General features: G+C 67.5%; 12 protein-coding genes and 2 pseudogenes. 8 read left to right on the forward strand and 6 right to left on the reverse strand.

Annotated elements, in window-relative coordinates:
* Positions 1 to 83 precede the first annotated feature (83 nt).
* Positions 84 to 1,565: a recombinase family protein gene (locus EVS81_RS13370; protein ID WP_165384271.1), complete on the reverse strand. Its 1,482-nt coding sequence runs from the start codon at positions 1,563 to 1,565 to the stop codon at positions 84 to 86.
* Positions 1,566 to 1,648: 83 nt separating this feature from the next.
* On the opposite strand from EVS81_RS13370, the pseudogene EVS81_RS13375 reads away from it, so the two are divergent.
* Both EVS81_RS13375 and EVS81_RS13380 read left to right on the forward strand, forming a co-directional pair.
* Positions 1,649 to 2,146, forward strand: a pseudogene (locus EVS81_RS13375) (ABC transporter ATP-binding protein); the annotation flags it as partial.
* A 67-nt stretch (positions 2,147 to 2,213) separates the two neighbouring features.
* Positions 2,214 to 2,943: pseudogene (locus EVS81_RS13380) on the forward strand (transposase); the annotation flags it as partial.
* Positions 2,944 to 3,053: 110 nt separating this feature from the next.
* On the opposite strand, the gene EVS81_RS13385 reads toward EVS81_RS13380, so the two are convergent.
* From EVS81_RS13385 to EVS81_RS16295, 3 genes are all read right to left on the reverse strand, one after another.
* Entirely contained in the window at positions 3,054 to 3,473 is a 420-nt protein-coding gene (locus tag EVS81_RS13385) for a type II toxin-antitoxin system VapC family toxin (protein ID WP_130110804.1), read from the reverse strand.
* Entirely contained in the window at positions 3,470 to 3,703 is a 234-nt protein-coding gene (locus EVS81_RS13390; RefSeq protein ID WP_130110805.1) for a FitA-like ribbon-helix-helix domain-containing protein, read from the reverse strand. The genes EVS81_RS13385 and EVS81_RS13390 overlap by 4 nt, the downstream gene beginning before the upstream one ends.
* A 95-nt stretch (positions 3,704 to 3,798) precedes the next feature.
* Positions 3,799 to 5,004: a zinc ribbon domain-containing protein gene (locus EVS81_RS16295; protein WP_240739858.1), complete on the reverse strand. Its 1,206-nt coding sequence runs from the start codon at positions 5,002 to 5,004 to the stop codon at positions 3,799 to 3,801.
* A gap of 650 nt (positions 5,005 to 5,654) precedes the next feature.
* Here EVS81_RS16295 and EVS81_RS13410 point away from each other — a divergent pair.
* The 4 genes from EVS81_RS13410 (at position 5,655) to EVS81_RS13425 (ending at position 9,838) form a co-directional block, all read left to right on the forward strand.
* Positions 5,655 to 7,154, forward strand: coding sequence for an arylsulfatase (locus EVS81_RS13410; RefSeq protein ID WP_130110808.1), 1,500 nt, complete (start codon positions 5,655 to 5,657; stop codon positions 7,152 to 7,154).
* Positions 7,151 to 8,086 (forward strand): formylglycine-generating enzyme family protein, encoded by a 936-nt coding sequence (locus tag EVS81_RS13415; protein ID WP_130110809.1) that lies wholly within the window; start codon positions 7,151 to 7,153, stop codon positions 8,084 to 8,086. Before EVS81_RS13410 ends, EVS81_RS13415 begins: the two co-directional genes overlap by 4 nt.
* On the forward strand, positions 8,083 to 8,973 hold the full coding sequence (locus tag EVS81_RS13420; protein WP_130110810.1) for an HAD family hydrolase: 891 nt from the start codon (positions 8,083 to 8,085) through the stop codon (positions 8,971 to 8,973). The genes EVS81_RS13415 and EVS81_RS13420 overlap by 4 nt, the downstream gene beginning before the upstream one ends.
* A gap of 106 nt (positions 8,974 to 9,079) precedes the next feature.
* Entirely contained in the window at positions 9,080 to 9,838 is a 759-nt protein-coding gene (locus EVS81_RS13425; protein WP_130110811.1) for an SDR family NAD(P)-dependent oxidoreductase, read from the forward strand.
* Here EVS81_RS13425 and EVS81_RS13430 read toward each other — a convergent pair.
* Positions 9,822 to 11,279: a pyridoxal phosphate-dependent decarboxylase family protein gene (locus tag EVS81_RS13430; protein ID WP_130110812.1), complete on the reverse strand. Its 1,458-nt coding sequence runs from the start codon at positions 11,277 to 11,279 to the stop codon at positions 9,822 to 9,824. The genes EVS81_RS13425 and EVS81_RS13430 overlap by 17 nt on opposite strands.
* A gap of 182 nt (positions 11,280 to 11,461) precedes the next feature.
* Between EVS81_RS13430 and EVS81_RS13435 the strand changes: the two genes are divergently transcribed.
* Positions 11,462 to 12,547 (forward strand): S-(hydroxymethyl)mycothiol dehydrogenase, encoded by a 1,086-nt coding sequence (locus EVS81_RS13435; protein WP_130110813.1) that lies wholly within the window; start codon positions 11,462 to 11,464, stop codon positions 12,545 to 12,547.
* A gap of 50 nt (positions 12,548 to 12,597) precedes the next feature.
* The gene (locus EVS81_RS13440) at positions 12,598 to 13,233 is read left to right on the forward strand and encodes an MBL fold metallo-hydrolase (RefSeq protein WP_130111522.1); all 636 of its coding nucleotides are present in this window, start codon (positions 12,598 to 12,600) and stop codon (positions 13,231 to 13,233) included.
* 312 nt (positions 13,234 to 13,545) lie between these two features.
* On the opposite strand, the gene EVS81_RS13445 is transcribed toward EVS81_RS13440, so the two are convergent.
* Positions 13,546 to 14,232: a TetR/AcrR family transcriptional regulator gene (locus tag EVS81_RS13445; protein WP_130110814.1), complete on the reverse strand. Its 687-nt coding sequence runs from the start codon at positions 14,230 to 14,232 to the stop codon at positions 13,546 to 13,548.
* Between the last annotated feature and the right edge of the window lie 168 nt (positions 14,233 to 14,400).

Genomic DNA, 14,400 nt, shown 5'->3' on the forward strand with positions numbered 1-14,400 from the left:
GTTCACGGCACTGCGCGAAGCAGGGCGTGAACTCGGGGCTTCGTTCCTTCCGATCACGAAAGATCAGGGTGTGGTCGTGCGAGCTACGCTACGCTCCGCCACTGATAGGTCTCGGGAGCCACGAATCTCGGCGCGATCTTGATCCTCGAGTAATCGAAGATACCGCCCATGAGTTGCGACTTCTCGATGCGGATATCCAGCAGCATTTTCAGGAGTCGGCGTTGTTCCAGCAGATCAAGAAGCTCCCACGCCGTCCGGATGTCATTGGCGTTGATGAGATCGAGAACCGTCGCATCAGCTACCGGAGGCACGGCTTCTCTCGCCGCTTGCTCGATCTGCGGTGTCAGTCGCTGTTCCACGTTTGCCAGCATCGCCAGGCTGATCTTGCCTTCTGCATACTGTTCGGCGGCCTGGTCCAGTCGGTCGCGGAGAGCGACCGCTTGCTCCTCGGCCTCGCGAACACGGTCGTTCCAGTTGTCATCAGAGCCAGCCAACACGGCCAGGCTCTCCGGAGTAGAGAGCCAGCTCAGCAAGGCTTCGAGCACGTAAGCGTCAGTACGCTCGACATCGATACTGATGCGACGGCATCCGATGTGCTGACACACATAGTTATTGCGGGGCTTTCCGTTCTTGCGCGGGACCACATTGAGAACTCTCGCGAGGAACCGGCCGCAGAACCCGCACCTGGCGACGAACGACAGTAGCCACTTGGGGTGGCTGTGATTGTCTTCCTCGACATACCGAGTTCGGCGAGCCTTGTCTGCCAGGACCCTATTGACCTTCTCCCACTTCTCGATGGGGATGATCGCTGGCCAGTCGGCTTCTCCGATCACCTCGCCTTGGTACTTACGCAAGCCTGCGATCGTCGGGCTGCGGATGATCTGGACCAGCGTCGCGTTCATCCAGCCGCGTGTCTTGTCGCTCAGCGGCTTCATCGGCGTCGGGATGCCGTCGCGGTTCAGGCGCGTTATGATCCGGTTCACCGGCACCCCGTGGAGGATTTCGTCCACCGCAGTCGTGATGATCGCCGCCTTCTCAGGGTCTATCTCCTGTCGCAGCAGAACGCCGGTGTTCTCGTCGTAGACCCGCCGGTAGCCGTAGGGGAGTCGACCGTGTGGTCGCCCCTTCTGCGCATTCAGGCGCACAGTGCGCAGCTGTCGCTCGCGGATCACTGCGGCGTCCTTCTCCGCAGTCAGGAACTCAAGACCCATCATGAACGCGTCATCGCTGCGCGCGAAGTCATAGACCCGCCCCTTGGTCAAGTAGAGGACACCCGCGGCCTGGCACGCGGCGCGGAGTTGGATGTAGGCCGCGAGCTCGCGGCCGGCACGAGACGGCTCCCAAGTCACGAATGCCGCGTACTCCTTGGAGGCGATGAGCTGCAGAGCTTCTTCGAAGCCTTCACGCTCGCGGGTTCGCCACTGTGAGGCGGAGCGATTGGCGTCGGTGATGACCCTGGCTACCCTCCACCCCTGCTGGTCGCACCAGGAGCGACAATCAGTCTCTTGGTCGTCCGTGGATCGCATCAAGTAGTGGCGATCCATCGAAGCACGGGTGTAGATCAAGGCGGCAGTCTCTGATTCGGGTGAGCGAGTGATTGCTTTGGCATCCATAGTGGGCAGGTGCTCCTTCTGTATCTGCCCCGGACATGCTGGGTGAGCCGACCAACGATCTCGACACCGACATGCTCGCTGCGATGGAGGATCTGCTCGACTCGTGGCCGGGCACCCTCATCGTGGTGTCGCACGACCGGTACTTCTTGGAGCGCGTGACCGATCAGCAGTACGCGATCCTGGATCGGCGCCTGCGGCACCTCCCGGGCGGAGTGGACGAGTACCTGAAGCTGCGTGTCGCCGAGGATCGGATGGCCGAAGCCCCTGCGGCTGCGTTGAAAACCGCTGATCAAGCGGCGAAGCCCGCGCTTTCCGGTGCCGAGCTGCGCGCCACCGAGAAGGAGCTCTCTGCGGTGGAGCGCAAGATGGAGCGCCTGCAGTCAGACATCACGAAGTCACGAGACGGCCTCGCCGACCTCGACCAGACAGATTTCCAACTACTCAACGTTGAGATGGCGAAGATCACTGCGCTAGAGGATGAAGTCACAGTCCTCGAGGAGCGCTGGCTCGAGCTATCTACGCTATTAGAGTAGTGGGGCTGATGCACGTTGAGGTGACATTCAACCTGGCTAGTTTCGGCTGGCCTGGAAGGATGAACCTATGCCCCCTCGCTACCCCAAAGAGTTCCGTGACGACGTCATCCGGATCGCGTTGGATCGTGGCCCGGAAGTGACACTCGCGCAGATCGCGAGAGACTTCGGCATCCACGTCGGAACCCTCGATAGATGGTTGCGAGAAGAACGCGTCGAACAGGGCCAGAAATCTGGCGTCACACGTTCTGAGAACGCTGAGCTGCGTGAGCTTCGCAAATGCAACAAGCTCTTTGAGCAAGAGGTGGAAGTGCTCCGTCGCGTGGCCGCGTATCTCTCGCAGGCGCACCTACCGGGAACAGGCTCTGCCCGCTCGTAGCAGAGCTCGCCGGCGACGGGATTCCCGTCGTGGTGTCGTGCCGGGTATTGAAGCTTTCCCGCCAGCCGTGCTACCGCTGGTTACGCAACCCCGTCACTAAACGAGACCTTACGCAGGCGTATCGCGCGCACGCGCTACACCACTTTATGGGGCATTACTGCGCGCGCTCACCGGTCATGGCATGGCCGGTTCGATGGGACGGGTGGGCGCTGCTGCCGATAACGCTGCGATGGAGTCGTTCTTCAGCCTGCTCCAGAAGAACGTCCTGAATCGCAAGACCTGGGGCACCCGAGGCGAGCTCCGGTCAGCAATCGTGGCATGGATCGAGCGCACCTACCATCGACGCCGCAGACAGGTCAGATTGGGCCGTTTGACGCCGATCGAATACGAGACCATCATGAACAAACAGGTCGCACTCGCTGCCCAACCAAACTGTCACCAAAACGTGCATCAGACCGTTGAGGCGTTGGAGCGCCCTGGCAATGTGTCTGGGGTAGCCGCGTCAGGGAACTGCGGCCGGACACTATCCAGTCAGGGCACCCACGGATTGAGGAGTTCGACCCCGGTCTCAGCGAAGTCCTTTGTGTTGCGGGTTGCGCAGCTTGCCCGGTGGCTACGGCAGATCGCTGCGATCTGGGCATCGGCCATCGTGATCGGAAGGCCGGATCGTTCTCGGGCTACCACGATATCTGCATAGTGCTCGGCGGCAGCATCATCGAACCCCAGAACCGCGCTCGTATCTCGATACGACTGCATCGCCGTGTTGATGCTCGTCATGAGTACCGATTTGCGGCGGCCGTCTGGCCGTCGGCGAACACCGGCGAGGAGCTCGGCGAGCGTGATCGTCGTGATAGCCACGTCTCCGGTGAGTGATTCGAGCCAGGCAACGACCTGGGGGTTCGGTTGCGGCTTGAACACCTCCGAGATCACGTTCGTGTCGAGAACGATCACTCGAGATCCACCATCCGTGCCGCGTCGGTGCGTGCCGGAATCTGCAACTCATCAATCCCGCCCACATCTTGGGCTGCCTGCATGAGTGCCAGCCCGACATGAGGGCGACGAGCGGCCCGAGTCAGAATGTCACGAACCTCCGCCTCCATGGAGCGGCCGTGCTCCTTTGCCTGCTGCGTCAGGCGCTGCTTGACCGACTCATCGAGCCCGCGAACCATAATCGATGTCATCACTCTCACCTCCACCGAACGAGTGCTAACACTCATGCTAGCACTTTGCCTGTAGGGCCAGCCGCGAGTTCCTCGAGGTCGCCGATTTCCATCTGTCAGCCTCGATCCGGGGTTCTCGGGCTGATGATCACTCGTTCGGGTTGTACGCTGTTGGGTCCGTGTCGGGGTGCCTGGGTGATGCGGATGTCGAAGAGGAGCTTGAGGATGCGTCGTTGCTCGAGCAGACCGATGTTGTCCCAGGCGTTCTGGATGTCTTCGGCGGTGAGGACGTTCCGCACTCCGTCATCGACGATGGTCGGAGTCGCGGCCTTCTGCGCTTCTTCGATCTGCGGCCGCAAGGTGCTCTCGATACGAGCAAGGACCGGGGCGCTGATCGCGCCGGCGATGAACTGATCCGTCGCATCATCGAGACGAGCCTGCAGCTCAGTGGTGAGCTTCTCGGCATCTACTGATCGTTCGTGCCAGCTGTCGTCGTCGGCACTCAGCGCGGCGATGCTGTCCGGGCGGCTGAGCCACGCGACCGCAGCAGCTGAGACGTATTCATCGAGCCACTCAGAGGCGATCATGACTTTCATACAGCCTCGGAAGCGGCAGGCATAGCGGCGGGCCCTCGGGCCACCGTTCTTGCTGCGATTCTTGTTGGTCGTATGTGCGAGAGCTCTTCCGCAATAGTGGCATTTCGCGATGTGCGACAGTAGCGCCTTCGGCGTAACGCCATCGTGGTGATGGATCCTGCGTGCGGGATCGAACAGGATCGTCTGCAGCCGCGCGAAATCACTCTCTGAGATCAACGGCTCCCATGCCGCGTCGCCGACCACTTTCCCGGTAGACGCGTTTGCCTGCGATCGTGGGGTTCCGCAAGATCTGCTTGATCGTGATCGCACTCCACCCGCGGCTGGTGTCTTCGTCTCTCGGTTTTTGGGGGAGTGGCTCGCCAAGGTCTTGCAGCATGTTCGCGACTTTGAAGCTGTCGCACCCGAGAGAATCTCGCGCGCCATCATCTTCACGAGCTCACCAGTGTGCGGGTCGGGCTCTTGTCTGATCAGTGCCCGAGTGTGCTCGTCGTAAATGCGGCGGTACCCGAACGGGAGCCTGCCGTGCGGGCGTCCGCGTTCAGCGTTGAGTTTCACCGTGCGGAGCTGGCGTTCGCGCATGGTGTTCGCGTCGGCTTCCGCACGGAGGAACTCGAACCCGAGCATGAACGCGTCATCTGAGCGTGAGAAATCGTAGACGCGACCGTGGGTCATGTACAGCACCCCGGCCTGCTGGCAGGCGGCGGGCGCGCTGATCCCTCTCGCCATTCTGCGGGAGCGAAGCGCGTCGCAGGATCCAGATCCAACGTGGATCCTGCGACTTCGCGCAGGATGACGGAGGTGGATCCTGCGACTTCGCGCAGGATGACGGAGGTGGATCCCGCGACTTCGCGCAGGATGACGGAGGTGGATCTTGCGGCTTCGCGCAGGATGACGGAGGTGGATCCTGCGACTTCGCGCAGGATGACGGAGGTGGATCCTGCGACTTCGCGCAGGATGACGGAGGTGGATCTTGCGACTTTGCGCAGGATGACGGAGGTGGATCCTGCGACTTCGCGCAGGATGACGGAGGCTGCAGGCCGACGCGGCGAAGGCTCGCGACGGTCTCGCGATGCTCGACCAGAGCGACTACACCCTGCTGAACGCGGAGATGACGAAGATCACCGCGATCGAGGACGAGGTCGCGGCGCTCGAGGAGCGCTGGCTGGAGCTGTCGGCGCTCCTCGAGTAGGGTCCGCCGGCGGGGCGGGCGGGTGTCGACTCGGCTGCGCCTCGCTCGACCGGCGGGCCGACGTCGGCGTCACCCCCTGAGGGTGAGACCGGCAGTGCTGCTCCGCCCGTGCGGCCGATACTGGGGCCCTGGCCGCTCCGCGGGGCGCGGTCGGAGACCCGATTCCGGCTCGACGAAGGGCAGCACCATGGCAGAGCAGCCGAACATCCTGATCATCTGGGGAGACGACATCGGACAGTCGAACCTCAGCTGCTACAGCGACGGCGTGATGGGCTATCGCACGGAGCACATCGACCGGATCGCCGAGGAGGGGGCGCGCTTCACCGACTACTACGGCGAGCAGAGCTGCACGGCGGGACGCGCGGCGTTCATCACCGGCCAGAACCCCTATCGCACCGGCCTCACGAAGGTGGGCATGCCCGGTGCCGACGTCGGCCTGCGGGCCGACGATCCCACGATCGCCACCGCGCTCAAAGACGCGGGCTACGCGACGGGGCAGTTCGGCAAGAACCACCTGGGCGATCGCGACGAGTTCCTGCCCACCGCCCACGGCTTCGACGAGTTCTTCGGCAATCTCTACCACCTGAACGCGGAGGAGGAGCCCGAGTTGCCCGACTACCCGCGCGAGGAGGACTACCCGAACTTCCGCAAGAACTTCGGCCCGCGCGGGGTGATCCGATCCTGGGCGAACGACGACGGCACGCAGCGCATCGAAGACACCGGCCCGCTCACGAAGAAGCGCATGGAGACCGTCGACGAGGAGTTCCGCGACGCGGCCATCGACTTCATGCAGCGCAAGGTCGAGGGCGACGAGCCGTTCTTCCTCTGGTTCAACTCGAGCCACATGCACTTCCGCACCCACCCGAAGCCGGAGAGCATCGGGCGCGCGGGTCGCTGGCAGTCCGAGTACCACGACACGATGCTCGACCACGACGACCTCGTGGGCGACCTGCTCGGCACGCTCGACGAGCTGGGGATCGCCGAGAACACGATCGTCGTGTACTCGACCGACAACGGCCCGCACATGAACAGCTGGCCGGACGCGGGAATGACCCCCTTCCGCAACGAGAAGAACTCGAACTGGGAGGGCGCGTACCGGGTGCCCGCCCTGGTCCGCTGGCCCGGACGCATCGAACCGGGCCAGGTGCTCGACGGCATCGTGAGCCACAGCGATTGGTTCGTGACGCTGCTCGCGGCGGCCGGGGTGCCGGACATCGCCGACCGCCTGCGCTCGGGCACGACGCTGAACGGCCAGGAGTACCACGTTCACCTCGACGGCTACAACCAGCTCGACTACCTGACGGGTGCCGCCGAGGAGAGCCCCCGGAAGCACTTCTTCTACGTCTCGGACGACGGCGATCTCACCGCGCTGAGATTCGACAACTGGAAGTTCGTGTTCCTCGAGCAGCGCGCCGTCGGCACGCTCTCCATCTGGCAGGAGCCCTACATCGAGCTGAGATTCCCCAAGCTCTTCAACCTCCGCACCGATCCCTACGAGCGGGCCGACATCACCTCGAACACCTACTGGGACTGGGTGCTCGACCACGTCTTCCTGTTCGTGCCGGCGCAGAGCTACGTCGCGAGCATGCTCGCCAGCCTCGCCGAGTTCCCGGCCCGGCAGAAGCCGGCGAGCTTCAGCATCGACCAGGTCATGGCCAAGCTGCAGGCGGGGGCCACGAGCGCATGACCCGTGTGGAGCTCGCGGGCGGCGAGTTCTGGATGGGGTCGGACGCGCACTATCCGGAGGAGGCGCCGGCCCACCGCGTGCGGGTCGGCCCCTTCGGGATCGACGCCCATCAGGTCACGAACGCCCGCTTCGCCGAGTTCGTCTCGGCGACCGGGTACGTGACGGTCGCCGAGCGCCCACTCGATCCGCAGGAGTTCCCCGGTGCTCCGGCGGAGAACCTGCTGCCGGGCTCCATGGTCTTCACCCCCACCCCCGGGCCCGTCGATCTCCGTCATCTCAGCCAGTGGTGGGAGTGGACCCCGGGGGCCTCCTGGCGGCATCCCGAGGGGCCCGCGTCCGGCATCGACGAGCGCGGCGACCACCCCGTGGTGCACGTCGCGCACGAGGACGCCGAAGCATTCTGCTCCTGGGCCGGCGCGGTGCTGCCGAGCGAGGCGGAGTGGGAGTTCGCGGCGAGGGGAGGGCTCGATCGCGCCGAGTTCACCTGGGGAGCCGAGCGGCAGCCGGACGGCCGTATCATGGCGAACACGTGGGACGGTCCCGATTTCCCGTGGCGCTCCAGCGGCGAGTCGGGGTTCGCGCGCACCGCGCCGGTCGGATCGTTCCCGGCCAACGGATTCGGTCTCTTCGACACTGCCGGCAATGTCTGGGAGTGGACCGCCGACTGGTGGTCCGGGCACCCCGCCGAGGCCGCGTCCGACTGCTGCGTGCCGGTGGACCCGCGCGGGGGCGCCGCCGAGGGCAGCCTCGATCCGCGGCAACCGCAGTTCCGGGTGCCGCGCAAGGTGATCAAGGGCGGATCCCACCTCTGCGCCGACAGCTACTGCCTGCGCTACCGGCCGGCCGCGCGGCGGCCCCAGATGATCGACACCGGTATGAGTCACGTCGGCTTCCGCTGCGCGTGGCGGACGAGCGACGAGGAGACACGATGATCCTTCCATCCTGGCGGCCGGGGGCCGCACGAGACCGGCTCGTCGCGCTGCTCGACGCGAGCGAGGAGATCCCGGAGGAGGAGCGGCTCGCGGTGTTCGACAACGACGGCACCCTGTGGTGCGAGCGCCCGCACTACGTGCAGGAGGCGTTTCTCATCGACGCGCTGGCGCGCCGGGCCGCCGAGGATCCCGCGCTGCGCGAGCGAGAGGAGTTTCGGGCGCTGCTCGATGCCGATGCGGAGGCGATCGGGCGGATCGGGATGGTGCGCATCGCGGTGGCGCTGATGGAGCTGTTCGCCGGTCAGGATCCGCGCGACTACACCTCCGAATCGCGCGCGTTCGCGGAGCGCTGGGTGCATCCGACCCTCGGTGTGCACTGCGAGGGACTGGTCTATCTGCCGATGCTCGAACTGCTCGAGGAGTTGCGCCGTCGGGGCTGGACGATCGGGATCGTGTCGGGCGGCGGCGTCGAGTTCGTGCGCGCGGTCTCTCGGAGGCTCTACGGCGTGCCGCCCGAGCTGGTGGTCGGCAGCGTGATCGAGCACGAGCTGACCGACGACGGCGAGCTGCGGCGCACGGCGAAGATCCTGGGCGCCGTGAACGAGGGGGCGACCAAGGTCATGAACCTCCAGGGGGCTCTCGGGCGCCGGCCGCGCTTCGCGGCGGGCAACTCGGGGGGCGATACCGAGATGCTCGCCTGGACCGCGGCAGGCGGCGGGCTCGCGCTCGTGCTCGAGCACGACGACGCCGAGCGGGAGTTCGCCTACGAGGGGCGCGCCGAGAGCTTCGCCCAGGCCGAGAGCCTGGGCGATACGGCGCGCCGCGAGGGGTGGGCCGTCGTCAGCATGCGCGACGACTGGGATCGGGTCTTCCCGCCCGCCGGGTGACGGCGCCGCCCGGAGGCGCCGAGACGAGCCGCGACGGCGAGGAGGCGTGCGGATAGCATGGCCGTAGCCGGTCGTGCGACCGCGCAGTATCAGAGAGGATCCAGCCGTGGCAGCAGAATCGTTCGCAGCGCAGCCCGTTCCCGCACTCGCCCCGGGCCTGTTCTCGGGGAAGACCGTGCTCGTCACCGGCGGCACCTCTGGCATCGGCCTCACCACCGCCGAGGTCTTCGCGCGACTCGGCGCGCGCGTGGTCGCGATCGGCCTCGGGGCCGATCAGACCGAGGTGGCGCCCGACGTGGAGATCGAGCTGCACGGCGTCGATGTCACGGATGACGCCGCACTGCGGGCGGTGATCGACCGGCTGGATCGGCTCGACGTGGTCGTGCCCGCCGCGGGTTTCAGCCTGGGGGAGCAGGAGCTCGAGTGGGAGCCGTTCAACCGGGTGCTGTCGGTGCAGCTCGGCGCCGTCTACCGCGTCGCCGAGCTCTCGCGCGCCAAGCTGCGCGCCGCCGGCGGTTCGCTCGTCACGATCGCCTCGATGTTCGCCTACTTCGGCGGTGGCAGCCGCGTGGCCTACTCGGCGGCGAAGGGCGGCGTCGTGCAGATGACCAAGTCGCTCGCGGAGGCCTGGGCCGGTGACGGGATCCGCGTCAACTCCGTGGCGCCCGGGTGGATCGAAACGCCGCTCGCCTCGGGCCTCGACGACGACGCGAAGGAGCGGATCCTGTCGCGCACCCCGCTCGCGAGATTCGGTGCGCCGGAGGAGGTGGCGCAGGTGATCGCCTTCCTCGCCTCCGACGCGGCCTCGTTCGTCACGGGGGCCGTGCTGCCGGTCGACGGCGGGTACCTCACGACCGCGATCTGATCTCCGGCGCCGAGGGCTCGGCGACCGCGGCCCGCATCTCCTGCCACAGGGTCTCGACGTGCTCGCGCTCGGTCTCGAGCGCACCGATCGAGATGCGCACCATCCAGCGATCCTCGATCGTCGACAGCGACACCCAGGCCCGGCCCGTCGCGTTCACCCGCTCGGCCCAGGCGCGGGTGTGCCGGTCGAGCGCCTCGCCGCTCAGCGCGCCGCCGTCGCGGCCGGTCGGCTCGTGCCGCACGCACACGGTCTGCAGGTGCACCGGCGCGAGCACGCGCCAGCCCGGCTCCGCCTCGAGCTGCGCGGTGAGCCACTGCGCGTTGTCGAGATCCCGGCGTAGGCGGGCGCGCAGCGCCTCCGCACCCTCGGCCGTGAGCATGAACCAGAGCTTGAGTGCGCGGAAGCGCCGGCCCAGCGGAATCCCCCAGTCGCGCAGGTTCGTCACGTCGTCGTCGTGCGCCGACCGCAGGTACGAGGGGTTCGTCGACATCACGCGCTCGAGATGCGCGGGATCCTTCACGTAGTACAGGGAGCAGTCGAACGCCACGCCCAGCCACTTGTGCGCGTTGACCACGAGCGAGTCCGCCAGCTCCACGCCCTCCCAGAGGTGCCGGCACTCGGGCAGGATCATGGCCGAGCCGGCCATCGCGGCGTCGACGTGGAACCAGAGCCCCTCCGCCCGTGCGATCTCGCCGATCGCGGCCAGCGGATCCATCGCGGTCGTCGTCGTGGTGCCGCAGGTGGCCACCACCGCGGCGGGGACGCGGCCGGCCGCGCGATCCGCGGCGATGGCCTCCGCGAGGGCGTCCGGACGCATGGCGAACGTCTCGTCGGTGTCGATCCAGCGAATGTGATCCGTGCCGAAGCCCGCCAGCAGGGCTGCCTTCGGCACGGAGGAGTGCGCATAGCGGGACAGGTAGGCGACGAGGGGACGGTCGAGCGCCGCCAGGCCGCCGCCGGACATCGAGAACTGCGAGGCGTGCTCGCGCGCCTCGAGCAGGGCGAGCAGCGTGGAGGTCGACGCGGTGTCCTGGATCACGCCGCGCCAGTCGCCGGAGAGCCCGAAGAGCTGCCGTACCCAGTCGGTCACCCGCAGCTCGATCTCTGAGAGGGCGGGGCTCGACTCCCAGGAGAGCCCGATGACGCCGAGGCCGGCGCTGGCGATGTCGCCCAGCACCGAGGAGAGCTCGCTGTTGGCCGGGAAGAAGTTGAAGAAGCCGGGGTGCTGCCAGAGCGACAGCCCCGGCACCACGATCTCGTCGAGGTCGGAGACGAGGGATCGCCCGGCGTCGCCGGTCTCCGGGGCGGAGGCGGGCAGTTTCGCCGCCACCTCTCCCGGTTCCACCTGCGCCAGCACGGGCAGCTTGGAGATCCCTGCGCGGTAGTCGGCGATCCAGTCGATGAGCTGATGCCCGTGGGCGCGGAACTCTTCGGGGGTCATGGGGTCCTCTCGTGCGGGCCGCGCTCGGCGGTGCGGGCCGGTGCGGGCCGGTGCGGGCCGGTGCGCCTCGGCTGCCGTTCCATGCTACGGGGCGCGGCGGAGCCGATGCGACCGGTAGCCTGGAGAGGAGCGGCCCGTTCGGGTTCGGGCCGAGGCGAGGACAGTCTCGAAAGGAGTCCCACATGGTCTATCGGGTGCAGGGCGTGGTGGTGCGCGAGAAGAACGCGCCGGCGGTGATCGAGACGATCATCGTGCCGGAGCCGGGACCGGGCGAGGTGGTGGTCGACGTGCTGAGCTGCGGCGTCTGCCACACCGACTACCACTACCAGCAGGGCGGCATCAGCGACGACTTCCCGTTCCTGCTCGGTCACGAGTCGACCGCTCGCGTGGCCGTGGTCGGCGAGGGCGTCACCGAGGTGGCGGTGGGCGACCGCGTGATCCTCAACTGGCGCGCCGTGTGCGGGCAGTGCCGCGCGTGCCGGAAGGGGCAGCCGCAGTACTGCTTCGCGACGCACAACGCGACGCAGAAGATGACGCTCGAGGACGGGACCGAGCTGTCGCCCGCGCTCGGGATCGGATCGTTCGCCGAGAAGACGCTCGTGGCCGCGGGGCAGTGCACCAAGATCGACGAGGAGTCGGACGCGGCGGCCGTGGGACTGCTCGGGTGCGGCATCATGGCCGGGATCGGCGCCGCCATCAACACGGGAGAGGTGCAGCGCGGCGAGTCCGTCGCCGTGATCGGGTGCGGCGGAGTCGGTGCGGCGGCGATCGCCGGTGCGCAGCTGGCGGGCGCCACGACGATCGTCGCGGTGGACATCGACGACGCGAAGCTCGAGCAGGCGAAGCGATTCGGCGCGACCCACACGGTGAACTCGCGGTCCGAGGACGCGGTCGAGGCGATCCGGGCGCTCACCGACGGCTTCGGCGCCGACGTGGTGATCGACGCCGTCGGTCGCCCCGAGACGTACGCGCAGGCTTTCTACGCGCGGGACCTCGCGGGACGCGTGGTGCTCGTGGGGGTGCCGACGCCGGAGATGCAGCTGCAGCTGCCGCTGCTCGACGTGTTCGGACGCGGCGGTTCCCTGAAGTCGTCGTGGTACGGCGACTGCCTGCCGAGCCGCGACTTCACGATGCTCATCGACCAGTACAAGCTGGGGCGGCTCGATCTCGACGGCTTCGTCACCGAGCGCATCGGCCTCGGCGACGTGGAGGAGGCGTTCGGCAAGATGGCCGGCGGCACCGTGCTGCGATCGGTGGTCGAGCTGTGAGCGAGGGGACGGGGCACGATGGCGCGGCGAGCGGCGTCCAGGTGATGGCGATGGGCGAGTCTGGAGCGCGCATCGAGCGGCTCGTGACGAGCGGTACGTTCTCGCTCGACGGCGGCACCTGGGAGGTGGAGAACAACGTCTGGATCGTCGGAGACGACGCCGAGGTGATCGTGATCGACCCCGCCCACGACGCGCGGGCGGTGGCCGCGGCGGTCGGAGGGCGCAGGACGCAGGCGATCCTGCTCACGCACGGGCACGACGACCACATCCGCGCGGCGCGCGAGACGGCCGATCTGCTGCGGGCCCCGCTCTTCCTCAATCCGCACGATCGTGTGCTGTGGGACGCGGTCTACGACGAGGCGCCCGACGCGCAGATCGCCGATGGCGACGAGTTCGCGATCGCCGGCGTGCAGCTCACGGCGATGCACACCCCGGGCCACTCGCCGGGATCCACCTGCTTCGTCGCGCCGGCGCTCGGCGCGGTGTTCACGGGCGACACGCTGTTCCAGGGTGGTCCGGGGGCGACCGGGCGGTCGTACAGCGACTTCCCCACCATCATCGATTCGATCCGGGATCGACTCCTGCAGCTGCCCGAGCAGACGGCGGTGTACACCGGCCACGGCGAGACCACGAGCATCGGGGCGGAGAAGCCGCACCTGCAGGAGTGGATCGACCGCGGGCACTGAGCCGCACCCGCCGGGTGAGCGGGCGCGGGGGAGTTGTCATCCTGCGCGGAGGCGCGCAGCGCCGCAGTCGCAGGATCGACCGGCGGCTGAGTTGTCATCCTGCGCGGAGGCGCGCAGCGCCGCAGTCGCAGGATCGACCGGCGGCTGAGTTGTCATCCTGCGCGGAGGCGCGCAGCGCCGCAGTCGCAGGATCCATCGGGGCGGATCGCGGTTTCGACTCGCTGCGCTCAACCGGCGGGAGCTGTGGATCCTGCGATCTGCTGCGCAGCCGCAGGATGACGGGGGTGCTCGCTCAACCTGCTGACGGGGGTGCTACTGCTCGCGCTCCAGCTGCGTCGCGATCGCGCCCAGCACGGCGTCGGGCGATCCGGCCGCGTCGTAGACGGCCACGAGCACCCGCGGCCGGCCATCGGCGGCATCGGGCGAAAGCCAGCGTTCGTAGAGGGCGGTGAGCTGCCGCAGGTCCCGGGTCACCGTGCGCGGGGCGTCTGCGACGCGCCCGCGCAACCAGTCGCGCAGCGCCGCGTTGTGCACCGCCACGAGTGACGCCGCGAGGGCGGGCGCGGCCCAGTGCGGGCTTCCCGGCTGCAGCGCGTCGTGGATGTAGCGGGCGAAGACGCGCTCGTAGCGGTGGGTGATGATGAGCTCGCGATCGCGCAGCGCCGGCGTGTGCCGCATGAGGTCGAAGCGCAACCGGGCGGCCTCGGGGTCGCGTACGAGCAGGCGCAGCACGTCGGCGGTGCCGACCACGAGCGCCTCCTCTGCGGGCAGCTCGGTTGCCGAGAGAAAGGCCTCCAGCTGCTCGAGCGCGTGATCGTGGTCGGCGAAGACGACGTCGTCTTTGCTGCCGAAGCGTCGGAAGAAGGTGCTGCGGCTCATCCCCACGGCCTCGGCGAGGTCTTCCGCCGTGGTGGCGTCGTATCCCTGCTCGGCGAGGCGGCGGATGGCGGCCGTTGAGCTGTCGGGCGCGGCCGTGGCGCGGGGCAAAGTGGTGGCCATACGCCGAAGGTAGCACAGAAGACGATTCTGACACTAGGTATCACGCGCTGGATCGTTGCGCGCAGTGTGATTCAAGGGAGATGTGTCCAGGGCGTGGTCTTGACGTGAGACCCGGTCTCAGGCATGCTCGAAGCACCGGCGCCGGTGCACGACTCGGCGCGGAGAGGA

This window comes from Leucobacter triazinivorans, assembly GCF_004208635.1.
GTDB lineage: Bacteria > Actinomycetota > Actinomycetes > Actinomycetales > Microbacteriaceae > Leucobacter > Leucobacter triazinivorans.